We start from the raw sequence: 10,739 nt of genomic DNA, 5'->3' as shown, positions 1-10,739 counted from the left end.
GTCGGCCATGCGAACCACCAGGCTGGCGGCCTTGCGGGCCTGGATCACCACCTGGGAGGCGTTGGCCGAGGCGCCGTAGATGGCGCCGCGAGGGTTGAAGGCCCGCTGCACCGGCGGCGCGTCGGCCGCGGCGGCGGCGATGGCTTCGGGCGAGGCCGGGTCGACGCCGGTCAGTTCGGCCTCAAGGCCCGGTGTGATGTAGAGGGCCGGAATGGTCTGGTCAGGCGGCGCGGGACGCGGCGCGGTCAGGCTCAGGGCGGCGGGCTGGCCGGGCACGGCGCCCAGGGTCCAGCTTTCGGGAACGGCGGTGAGGTCGGACGGCTGCGGGGCGCGCATCAGGCTGACACGCTGGAAGACATTCCAGCCGACGACGGCGATGACCAGGGCCAGGCCGGCGGCGATCAGGCGGGGCGAATAGCGGCGGACTTCCTCGAAGGCGACGCCGACGGGGGCCTGCAGCGGCACCGAGGGATCGGGGCTTTCCCGCTTGAACCGCTCGACCGCGAGCTGTTCGTCGAGGCCCAGCGAGCCGGCGTAGGCCCGGACATAGCCGATCGAAAAGACGCGGTTGGGCAGGGTGGAGAAGTCGTTCTGCTCAAGCGCGGTCAGATAGCGCGAGGGGACGCGGGTGATGCTGGACAGTTCGGCGAGCGAGCGGCCGGAGTGTTCGCGGGCGACCCGCAGACCGTCGCCCAGAGTCGGAGCTTCCGTGACGGAAGGAACCACATCCTTCCAGTCTGGATGAGCCTTGAGCTCTTCCGGGATCCCCCCCGTATCCAGCGCCATTACGCCTGACCCCACACTCGGCGAGCGCGAGGGTTCCTCACGCATCGCCATACTCGAACTGGCGGCCTGTATCATATCGGGATGACAGTTCCGGCCTGCCCCCGCAGACCACCAGGTTCCAGCTTGTGGATAACTCATTAGAGCCGCCCGATCAACGATTTGTTAGCCATCCCGACGTGTCGGACCGGGACGGTTCAGATCGTGACGTTCAACTTTCGGGCCAGTGATTCGAGCTCGCCCCGGATCGAGCCGGCGGAGGAGCCCAGCAGGTTGGCCATGCCGCGCCGGGCGGCGGTGAGATCGGCCGACAGGATCATGCGCTTGACCGGGCCGACCCCGCCGGCCGGGGCTGACAGGCGGGTGAAGCCCAGGGTCAGCAGGGCGAAGGCCTCCAGCGGGCGGCCGGCCAGTTCTCCGCATACGGAGACGGGCGTTCCGGTGTCGGCGCATTTCTTCTGGATTTCGGCCAGGGCGCGCAGGGCCGGGGGCGACAGCGGGTCGTAGCGGTCGGACACCAGCGGGTTCGTGCGGTCGGCGGCGAACATATACTGGAACAGGTCATTGGTCCCGACCGAGACGAAGTCGGTCAGCGGCAACAGGGCGTCGAGGTGCCAGAGCAGCGAGGGGCATTCGATCATCGCCCCGACCCGCAGCAGGGCCGGCAGCGCCCGCCCCCGGCGTTTGGCCCAGGCGCATTCGACATCGACCAGCTCCCGCGCCGCCCGGAACTCGTCGACCGTGGCGATCATCGGGAACATGACGCGCAGCTCGCGGCCGGCGGCGGCGGTCAGCAGGGCGCGCAGCTGCAGCCGCAGCAGGCCGGGGCGGTCGAGGCCGAGGCGGATGGCCCGGCGGCCCAGCGCCGGGTTCTCCTCCCGCTCGGTCTCCAGATAGGGCAGCACCTTGTCGCCGCCGATATCGAGGGTGCGGAAGGTCACGGGCCGGTCGCCCGCCGTGTCGAGGACCAGTGTGTACAGGGCCGTCTGGCTGTTCAGCCGGGGCAGTTCCTCGGAGACCATGAACTGGAATTCGGTGCGGAACAGGCCGATGCCCTCGGCGCCGGTGGCGTCGAGATTCTCGAGGTCGACGGCCAGGCCGGCGTTGGTCAGGACAGTGATGCGGGTTCCGTCGAGGGTGACCGCGGGGACGTCGCGCAGTTTGGCGAACTCGGCCTGGCGCGCGCTGCGGACCAGCATGCGCGACTGGACGGCCGCCAGCATGTCGGGGCGCGGGCGCAGATAGGTCTCGCCGGTCTCGCCATCGACGATGACCAGATCGCCTTCCGACAGCCGGTCGCGCACGCCCATGATGCGGCCGACGCACGGAATCTGCAGGGCGCGGGCGACGATGGCGGCGTGGCTGGCGGCCGAGCCCTCTTCCAGCAACAAGCCCCGCAGCTTGTGGCGGGGATACTCCAGCAGGTCGGCCGGGCCGAGGTTGCGGGCGACGAGGATGGCGTCGTCGGGCAGTTCGCGCTCGCCCGGCCTGTCGCCTGCGAGAACCCGCAACAGTCTGTTCGCGAGGTCCTCGAAATCGTGCAGCCGTTCCTTGATGTAGGGGTCGCGGGCCTGGGCGAAGCGGGCGCGGTGCTCGTTGCGGACGCGGTCGACGGCGGCCTCGGCGGTCAGGCCGGTGCGGACGGCCTCCTCCAGCGACCGGTTCCAGCCCCGGTCGTCGGCGAACATCCGGTAGGTTTCCAGCACCTCGAACGGCAGGCCCGCCAGCTTGCCCTGGCCGCCGTCGAGGATGGAGTCGATATTGGCCTTGAGCCCGATCAGCGCCTCGCGGAGGCGGATCTCCTCGACCTGCTGGTTCTCGGCCAGAAGATTCTCCGGCGCGACCGGCGCCTCGTGCAGGATGACATGGCCGTAGGCGAGACCTTCGGCGAAACGCTGGCCCTTGAGGCGTTCGGGCCGGTGCGGGGCGACCTCGATGTCGCGCAGCTCGTCCTGGGCCAGCAGTTCGCCCGAGGCCACGGTCTCGGCCAGGACCATGGCGATGGTCTGGATGTCCTCGACTTCCTCGTCGTCATAGCGCCGCTCGGACCGGTTCTGGACCACCAGCACGCCGATGGCCCGGCCGCCGCGCAGCAGGGGGGCGCCGAGGAAGGCATGGTACGGATCTTCACCCGTCTCCGGGCGATAGGCGAAGCTGGGGTGGGAGGGCGCGTCCGACAGGCTGATGGGGGCGGCGGAGCGCGCCACCTCGCCGACGAGGCCCTCGCCGGGGCGAAGGCGGGTGGTGTGGACGGCTTCGGGCTTCAGGCCCTGGGTGGCGAACAGTTCAAGCTCGCCCGAGGCGCGGCGCAGATAGATCGAACAGACCTCGGCCACCATCGACTGGGCGATGATGCGCACGACCGTGTCGAGCCGCTCCTGGGCCGGCGCCGCCCCGGCCATGGCTTCGCGAATCTGGCGAAGGAGGTTCCGCGGCCCCGTCGTCAATCCGCCAACCGGCATGCCCCCTCCCAATGAACGACGCCGCAGATGGGCGCCGTCCGGTTCAATTCCTAGACTTCTTCCAGTCCATAGGCCGCATGAAGCGCACGAACGGCCAGTTCCGCATAGGCGGCGTCGATCAATACGCTGATCTTGATCTCGGATGTCGAGATGGCCTGAAATTTCACGCCCTTGTCAGCGAGGGCCCGGAACATGGTCTGGGCCACGCCCGCATGGCTGCGCATGCCCACGCCGACGACCGAGACCTTGGCCACATCCTCGTCGACGCGCAGCTCCTCAAAGCCAAGCTGGGGCTGGGCGGCGCGCATGAGTTCGGCGGCCCGGGCGGCGTCGCGACGGCCGGTCGTGAAGGTCAGGTTGACCGCGCCCTCGCTGCGCGCCTGCGACTGCACGATCATGTCGACATTGACGTTGGCCTCGGCCAGCCGGGTGAAGACGTCGGCCGGCGCCTCGACCCTGTCGGACAGGCCCAACAGGGTGATACGGGCCTCGTCACGGCTCATGGTCACGCCGGATACGATGCGTTTTTCCACGATTTCCTCCTCGTCGCAGATCAATGTGCCGGACTTGGCGGGCAGGACGCCGTTTTCGTCGGGTTCGATGAAGCTGGACAACACCCGCACCGGCACCCGCTTGGCCATGGCCAGTTCGACCGAGCGGGTCTGCAGCACCTTGGCCCCCAGCGAGGCCATCTCCAGCATCTCTTCGTAGGAGATCTTCTCCAGCCTGCGGGCCTTCGATTCGATGCGGGGGTCGGTCGTGTAGACGCCGTCCACGTCGGTGTAGATGTCGCACGGGCACTCCAGCGCGGCCGCCACGGCCACCGCCGAGGTGTCCGAGCCGCCGCGGCCCAGGGTGGTGATCCGGCCCGAGCGGCTGACGCCCTGGAAGCCGGGGACGACGGCGATCTCGCCCTTGTCCATGGCGGCGCCCAGCACCTCCCCCGGCACGTCCTCGATACGGGCGCGACCATGGGCGTCGTCGGTGAGGATGGGGATCTGCCAGCCCATCCAGCTGCGGGCGTTCAGGCCCATGTTGCGCAGGGTCAGGGCCAGAAGCCCGGCGGTGACCTGCTCGCCCGAGGCGACGACGATGTCGTATTCGTCGTCGGACGGTTCGATCCCCTGCTCCGCCAGTTTCGGACTGGGCCGCCCCGCGCCGTCGGTCCAGGCGACCAGTTCATTGGTCTTGCCGGCCATGGCGGAGACGACGACGGCGACCTGTTTGCCCGCGGCGGCCTCGGCCGCGACGATACGGGCGGCGCGGCGGATGCGTTCGAGGTCGCCCATGGAGGTGCCGCCGAACTTCATCACCAGTCGCGTCGTAGGTGGCCGCGTCATGTCGGGAAGGAGGCTCCGGCAGAATGGATGGTCGATCCGGCTTCTAGCCGTGCGGGGGCAGCTTCACAACGCCGCGCGGCTTGTCCGGCGCCTCATGGTGGAGTAAGTGAGTAACTGATGAACTCCCGTCCGCAACAATCGATCTCCGACCGTATCCGCGAACTGGCCGCCGCCGGCCACTCGCGGGCCGACATCGCGCGCATGGTCGACCGGTCGTACCAGCAGGTGCGGCAGGTGCTGGTGGCGGATGAAGCGCGGGCGCGGCGGAACGCGTCGAGTCCCTCCCGGTCCACGCCGGTGAATGTCCCTTCACCGGGCGTTCGGGAACCGGCGGCGCCCGGCTATCAGGCTCGCCCCGAACTGCGACCGGTTCGGCTGCAGGTCGATTCGCTCGGCCGGGTTCAGTTGCCGGAGGAGTGGGGCGTGCCGGCCGGCGCTGTCTTCATCGCCCGCAATTTCCACGGCAGCATTGTCCTGATGGACGTCAGCCAAGCCTCTGAAGCGGCCCGGATCGCCAGCATGGACTATGGGTCGGACGCGCTGATCGCGGAGCGGCGGCTGGAAGCCATGCGCGAATTCGATTGACCAGGCTTGTCATCGACGCCTCGGCGGCGCTGGCGCATCTGCTGGACGAGGCTGGCGGTGACCGGGTTGTTCCACACCTGAAGGACGGGCTGATCAGCGCGGTCAATCTGAGTGAAGTCGTCACGCGGCTCATCCGCGCAGGCGCCAATCCCATGCGCGCCGACTATCTGGGCTGGACCGTGGTGGATCACGATGCAGACCTGGCCCATGCGACCGGGCGATTGTGGCCTATGACAGCGCATCTGGGCCTGTCGCTGGCGGATCGGGCCTGTCTGGCGCTGGCGTTGCGCGAGAGACTGCCGGTCCTGACGGGCGACCGGGCGTGGGCGGCGCTGGATGTCGGCGTTGACGTCCGGCTCATCCGCTGACACGACCACGACCAGAGTTCGGAGACCCGCCATGCAGGATCAGACCGCCGCCGGCCCCTCGATCGATCCCGCCGACGTGGCCAGGTTTTCGGCCCAGGCGGCGGAGTGGTGGGACGCCCACGGGCCGTTCGCGCCGCTGCACCGGTTCAACCCGGCGCGGCTGGCCTTTGTGCGCGACCGGGCGGCGGAGCGGTTTGGCCGGGATGTGAAGACGCGGGCCGCCTTCGACGGCCTGACCCTCCTCGACATCGGCTGCGGCGGGGGACTGATCGCCGAGCCCATGCGGCGGCTGGGGTTCGCGGTCACCGCCGTGGACGCCTCCGCCGAGAACATCGGCACGGCGCGGGCGCACGCGGAGCAGCAGGGGCTCGACATCGCCTATCGCGCGGCGACGGTGGAGCAGCTGGAGGCCGAAGGAGCCGGGCCGTTCGATGTGGTGCTGACGCTGGAGGTGATCGAGCATGTCGCCGATCCGGAGGCCTTCATCCGCGCCTGTTCGCGGCTGGTGAAGCCGGGCGGGATGATGATCGTCGCCACCCTGAACCGGACGCTGAAGGCCCTGGCCCTGGGCAAGGTCGCGGCCGAATACGTGCTGCGCTGGGTGCCGGCCGGGACCCATGACTGGAGCCAGTTCCTGAAGCCGGACGAGATCCGGCTGATGCTGTCGCAGGAGCCGGTGGCGGTCAGCGGGCCCTATGGCCTGGTCTATGATCCGTTCACGGATCGCTGGAGCGAGAGCGACGACGCGGGGATCAACTATATGATGGTGGCGACACGGGGCTGAAGGCGGTTCATCGGGGGTTCATCGACCTGACCTCGAAGTAACGGGACAGTGAAGCTTGACGGTGGGATGAAGGGTCTTCCCTTCAGCTTCCCCATCAGGAGCCCCCTTGAAACGCCTGCTTATCCTCTCCGCCCTGTCCGCCGCCCTTATGACCTCGGGCTGCATCACCGTGATCGACGCCGACCACGAAGACGATTTCGGCTGGCACGGCGAGAACGCCCAGCCGTTCGACGGCGCTCGCGCCGAATGCCGCGCCTCGACCGGCGAGGGCCCGCGCAGCGACGCCTTCCGCCAGTGCATGGCCGCCAAGGGCTGGACGCGCAGCTAGGCCTTCAGGCGCCGGACCATGTAGCGGGCGCCCGCGCCGTAGCCGGCCAGCTTGTCCGCCATGCCGGGCGGATCGACCCCTTCGAAGCCGTGCCGTTCCCAGAACGGCGCGGCGTCGTTGACCGCCACAAGGGTCAGGGCCGGCCAGCCGGCGGCGCCGGCCTCCTGCGCCAGCCGCTCGACGATCGGCCGGGACCAGCCCCCGCCGCGCACCGCCGGGGCGAGGGCGAGGTCGTGCAGATACATCACGGACGCGTCGTCCGGGATCGTCTCGATCAGGGTGTTGAGCGCCGGGGCGGCGTTCGCCGTCCACGGATAGGCGACCAGATAGCCCCGCGGAGACCCGCCCTCGCCGGCGAGCACGAAACAGCCGGACGGATTCAGGGTCAGCCGGTTTTCGAAACAGTCGCGGCCCTCGAAATGGTCGGGGAAGCCGACGGCGGCGATGGCGGCCACGGTGTCCAGATCGGCCGCCGTCATCGGTCGCCAGCTCAGCCGGGACAGCGCGTGTTCAGCGGGGCCGCCGTGAAATTCCATTCCATGCTCCGCGCCTGGCCCCCGATCTCGCCCTCGATCCGGGCCTTGAGGGCGTCGCCGTCGCGTTCATAGATCACGCGGGTGGGAAAGTCGTTTTCGGCATTGGCGAAGACCACCCGCGAAGGACCGGTCTCGGCCACGACGAAGGCCGTGGGCGGGGCGCCGCCGGGCTGGGCGACATAGGCGTACCCTTGCGGCGTGGGCCCGATGTGCGCGAGTTCAAACGAGACGCGGCCGCGCGCCACGGTGAGGGCATGGCCGGCCATCAGGCCCGCGCGCGGGTCGCTCCAGGTCTCGGAGACCTCGCGGCCGTTGGAACAGTCGAGCCAGTAGCCGGCGATCCATGACAGGTCCGGGGCGGCGGGCGCGGTCTGGAGCAGGGCGGCGGCGAGGGCGGCGGTCAACATGGAAGAGTCCCCTTGGGTTCGGCGTCGGAGCCAACCTAGTGCGGCGACAGCGGCCCGGGCTTGTAGGATTGCGACGCCAGCCGCCGCGCCAGACCAGCTTGGTCGCGGGCCCATTCGGTGGCGGTGCAGCCGAGGAAGCGGCGGAAGTCGCGGGCCAGCTGCGGCTGGTCGAAATAACCGGCCTCCAGCCCCGCCTCGAGCCAGCCGAGCGCCTCCGGACCCGGCTCGGCGGCGTGGTCGAACACCCGACGGAACCGGAAGATGGAGCGCAGGATGCGGGGCGGCACGCCGACGCGGTCGCGGAAACGCCGCTGCAGGGCGCGCTGCTCGCCCGGGGAACGGTTCGCGCCCGGACGATCCGCGGCGGCGGCCTCGATCTCGGCGCGGACGGCCGGGTCGAGGGTCCAGAGGTTGCGACGGCGGTGGTCCTCGAGGACGCGGAGCATGACCTGGACCTGGGCCCCGGGATCGCCCGCAGGCGCGGAGACGCCCGCGAGGCGGGCGGTCATGTCGAGACGGCGGTCGGTCGCCTCCGCCGCCGGATGACCCAGCCAGTCGCGGGCGCCGTCGGGCTCGAACCGGACGGCGACCAGCTCGACAGCACCGACGGGACGCAGGGCCAGGGGCCGGGTCATCTGGCCGGCGAACAGGGCCTTGGGCTGGAGGCGGAAGACGCCATCATCGCCCTGCTCCTCATAGGGGGCGCCGATGTCGAGGATCAGTTCGGGGCAGCCGTCGGGGGCGATGCGCTGGACGATGGGCTCGGGCGCCGGGGCGGCCCAGGTCCAGATCGTCCGGACGAAGGGTCGAAGGGCCGCGGGCGGCTCGAACTCCTGGTAGCGTTCCCCCTCCCCCACCGGTCAGTGGGCCTTGGCCGGATCGGGCGGGAGCGGCGGCAAGGCGGCGCAGGGGACGCCGTCGTCCTTGAGCTTCTTCACCTCGGCGGGAGTGGCCTCGCCGTAGATTTCGCGCTTCTCGGAGCGGCCTTCGTGAATGTCGCGGGCCTCGCGGGCGAAGGCGTCGCCGACATAGTCGAAATTCGCCTCGACATGGCTGCGAACCTCGCGGGCCATCTGCGTCATCATGGTCTGCATCTTCGCCAGATCGGGCGCCGAAGCCGTCTTGCGGGTCCCGGCCACGGCGGGGGCCATGATCTGTTTGGACACCTGGCGCGAGCCGCAATGGGGGCATTCGACCAGCCCTCTCGCGGCCTGGTCGTCATAGGCGGCCGAGTCGCCGAACCAGGCCTCGAAGCCATGGCCGTCGTCGCACTGGAGGGCGTAGCGGATCATGCCGGCCCCGCGAATTCACGGTCGTGGGTCAGTTGCGGCACGGCGTTGCGGGCGCGCGTCACGACGTCGAAATCCAGCGTCGCGAAGAGGACGCCCGGTTCGTCGTGGTCCAGTTTGGCGACCACCTCGCCCCACGGCCCGACCACCGTGGATCGGCCCCAGGTGCGGCGGCCGTCCTCGTGCAGGCCGGCCTGGGCGGGGGCGAGGACCCAACAGCCGGTCTCGATGGCCCGGGCGCGCAACAGGGTCTCCCAATGCGCCTCGCCGGTGGGGACGGTGAAGGCGGCCGGGACCGAGATCATCCCGGCGCCGGCCTTCGCCAGGGCGCGATACAGATGCGGGAAGCGGATGTCGTAGCAGATGGTCAGGCCGAGCCGGCCCCAGGGGGTGTCGGCCACGACGGCGCGGTCGCCGGGCCGGATGGCGGCGCTTTCGCGCCAGCGCTCGCCCGTCGGCAGGTCGACGTCATAGACATGCAGCTTGTCATAGGTCGCGACCACCGCGCCCGCATCGTCGATCAGCAGGGAGCGGTTGGCGGCGCGGTCGTCGCCCTGATGCCCCGATTTGACGATGGCCGAACCGATCAGCAGCCAGACGCCGAGCTCCCGGGCCAAGGCGCGCAGGCCGGCGATGACCGCGTCGCGATCCTGGGCGGTCAGGGCGACGGCGCGGCCGGCGGGGTCCTTGATCAGGAAATTCGTCGCTTCCGGCGTCAGGATCAGCTTCGCCCCGCCCGCCGCCGCCTCGCGGATCAAGGGCTCGACGTGGGCGAAGGCCGCCGCCGGGCTGGCCGGCGTGCGGGTCTGGATCAGGGCGATCGGAAGCTTTGCCATCAGGCCTCGAGCAATGCGTCCAGCTCGCCTTTGCGGTCAAGCGCATGCAGGTCGTCGGAACCGCCGATGTGTTTTCCGCCGATGAATATCTGCGGGAAGGTCATGCGGCCGCCCGAACGCTGGATCATCTCCTGCTTCTTCGCCGGGTCATGGGAGGCGACGATGTCCTTATAGTCCGCGCCCTTGCGGTCCAGCAGGTCGCGGGCGGCGTGGCAATAGCCGCAACCGGGCTTGGTGTAGATGACGACGTCGGCCAATGCGGTACTCCAGTCTGAAATCGCGGCCTCAAGCAGCGAACCGCCGCACGGCGAGCGGCAGGCAAGCCCTATGTAGGCAATTGCCGCGCCGTACGCACCCGGGCCACGACGGCCAGGTCCACGGCGCGGGCGCCGGCCTCGATCAGCGCGCGGGCGCAGGCCTCGGCGGTGGCGCCTGTGGTCAACACATCGTCGACCAGAAGGATGCGGCGGCCCTTGATCTGGCGACGCCCCGCCTCGCTGACGGTGAAGGCCTTCTTGACGTTCAGGCGCCGGCCGCGCGCGGACTTGCCGCCCTGGGTGGTCGTGTGGGTCGTTCGGACCAGGGCGTCGGGCAGGTAGTCCAGGCCGGCGTCGCGGGCCAGCGGCCGGGCGATCTCGGCGGCCTGGTTGAAGCGACGCGACAACAGGCGAAACCGGTGAAGGGGGACGGGGACGACGGCGTCGGTCTCATCCAGCAGGGGCGCGGCCGAGCGGGCGATCCAGCGGGCGAACAGGCGGGCGAAGGGCTGGTGGTCGCCGTGCTTGAGTTTCAGGATGAGGCCGCGCGAGGCCTCGTCATAGACGCAGGCCGCCCGGGCGCGGGCGAAGGCGTAGGGCTGGGCCAGGCAGGCGGCGCAGCGCGGCGCGGCGAAGGGGCCGCCGTCCATCTCGAACCCCGCGCCGCAGCCGTCGCAGACGGGATCCTCCAGAAAGGTCACCCGGCTCCACGCCCCGGCGGTGAGGCCGGGCGAGGCGGCGGCCTCGGGGCTGTCGTGGGCCAG

At 70.2% G+C, this 10,739-nt stretch carries 14 protein-coding genes; 4 read left to right on the top strand and 10 right to left on the bottom strand.

The annotated features are described in order from the left end of the window. From QQJ79_RS13565 to QQJ79_RS13555, 3 genes are all read right to left on the bottom strand, one after another. Window positions 1–786: helix-turn-helix domain-containing protein (locus QQJ79_RS13565; protein WP_284223450.1), on the bottom strand; the 786-nt coding region annotated here is incomplete at its 3' end. Between the two features lie 194 nt (window positions 787–980). Further along, complete coding sequence (gene ptsP, locus QQJ79_RS13560) at window positions 981–3,245, bottom strand: phosphoenolpyruvate--protein phosphotransferase (protein ID WP_284223449.1); 2,265 nt, start codon at window positions 3,243–3,245, stop codon at window positions 981–983. A 50-nt stretch (window positions 3,246–3,295) separates the two neighbouring features. After that, window positions 3,296–4,585: an aspartate kinase gene (locus QQJ79_RS13555; protein ID WP_284223448.1), complete on the bottom strand. Its 1,290-nt coding sequence runs from the start codon at window positions 4,583–4,585 to the stop codon at window positions 3,296–3,298. 117 nt (window positions 4,586–4,702) lie between these two features. Between QQJ79_RS13555 and QQJ79_RS13550 the strand changes: the two genes are divergently transcribed. From QQJ79_RS13550 to QQJ79_RS13535, 4 genes are all read left to right on the top strand, one after another. Continuing rightward, the gene (locus QQJ79_RS13550; protein WP_284223447.1) at window positions 4,703–5,170 is read left to right on the top strand and encodes a hypothetical protein; all 468 of its coding nucleotides are present in this window, start codon (window positions 4,703–4,705) and stop codon (window positions 5,168–5,170) included. Then, the gene (locus QQJ79_RS13545; protein ID WP_284223446.1) at window positions 5,167–5,538 is read left to right on the top strand and encodes a type II toxin-antitoxin system VapC family toxin; all 372 of its coding nucleotides are present in this window, start codon (window positions 5,167–5,169) and stop codon (window positions 5,536–5,538) included. Before QQJ79_RS13550 ends, QQJ79_RS13545 begins: the two co-directional genes overlap by 4 nt. 31 nt (window positions 5,539–5,569) lie before the next feature. Continuing rightward, the gene (ubiG, locus tag QQJ79_RS13540) at window positions 5,570–6,322 is read left to right on the top strand and encodes a bifunctional 2-polyprenyl-6-hydroxyphenol methylase/3-demethylubiquinol 3-O-methyltransferase UbiG (protein ID WP_284223445.1); all 753 of its coding nucleotides are present in this window, start codon (window positions 5,570–5,572) and stop codon (window positions 6,320–6,322) included. Window positions 6,323–6,428: 106 nt separating this feature from the next. After that, window positions 6,429–6,650, top strand: a complete 222-nt coding sequence (locus QQJ79_RS13535; RefSeq protein WP_284223444.1) for a hypothetical protein — start codon at window positions 6,429–6,431, stop codon at window positions 6,648–6,650. On the opposite strand, the gene QQJ79_RS13530 is transcribed toward QQJ79_RS13535, so the two are convergent. The 7 genes from QQJ79_RS13530 to QQJ79_RS13500 all read right to left on the bottom strand — a co-directional run. Further along, window positions 6,647–7,186, bottom strand: coding sequence for a GNAT family N-acetyltransferase (locus QQJ79_RS13530; protein ID WP_284223443.1), 540 nt, complete (start codon window positions 7,184–7,186; stop codon window positions 6,647–6,649). The two genes, QQJ79_RS13535 and QQJ79_RS13530, sit on opposite strands and share 4 nt — an antisense overlap. Further along, window positions 7,141–7,593 carry a DUF6265 family protein gene (locus QQJ79_RS13525; protein ID WP_284223442.1) on the bottom strand — a complete coding sequence of 151 codons (453 nt, stop codon included), beginning with the start codon at window positions 7,591–7,593 and terminating at the stop codon, window positions 7,141–7,143. Before QQJ79_RS13525 ends, QQJ79_RS13530 begins: the two co-directional genes overlap by 46 nt. A gap of 35 nt (window positions 7,594–7,628) precedes the next feature. Beyond that, window positions 7,629–8,450, bottom strand: a complete 822-nt coding sequence (locus QQJ79_RS13520; protein ID WP_284223441.1) for an AraC family transcriptional regulator — start codon at window positions 8,448–8,450, stop codon at window positions 7,629–7,631. Between the two features lie 3 nt (window positions 8,451–8,453). After that, entirely contained in the window at window positions 8,454–8,885 is a 432-nt protein-coding gene (locus QQJ79_RS13515) for a DUF1178 family protein (RefSeq protein WP_284223440.1), read from the bottom strand. Then, window positions 8,882–9,718, bottom strand: coding sequence for a carbon-nitrogen hydrolase family protein (locus QQJ79_RS13510; protein ID WP_431307603.1), 837 nt, complete (start codon window positions 9,716–9,718; stop codon window positions 8,882–8,884). Before QQJ79_RS13510 ends, QQJ79_RS13515 begins: the two co-directional genes overlap by 4 nt. Beyond that, window positions 9,718–9,975 carry a glutaredoxin 3 gene (grxC, locus tag QQJ79_RS13505; RefSeq protein ID WP_284223439.1) on the bottom strand — a complete coding sequence of 86 codons (258 nt, stop codon included), beginning with the start codon at window positions 9,973–9,975 and terminating at the stop codon, window positions 9,718–9,720. The genes QQJ79_RS13510 and grxC overlap by 1 nt, the downstream gene beginning before the upstream one ends. A gap of 68 nt (window positions 9,976–10,043) precedes the next feature. Continuing rightward, window positions 10,044–10,739 (bottom strand): ComF family protein (locus tag QQJ79_RS13500; RefSeq protein ID WP_284223438.1); only part of this gene is annotated, 696 nt, incomplete at its 5' end.

Source organism: Brevundimonas denitrificans, assembly GCF_030160755.1.
Classification (GTDB): domain Bacteria; phylum Pseudomonadota; class Alphaproteobacteria; order Caulobacterales; family Caulobacteraceae; genus Brevundimonas; species Brevundimonas denitrificans.
This window is presented reverse-complemented; position numbering and strand designations above follow the sequence as displayed.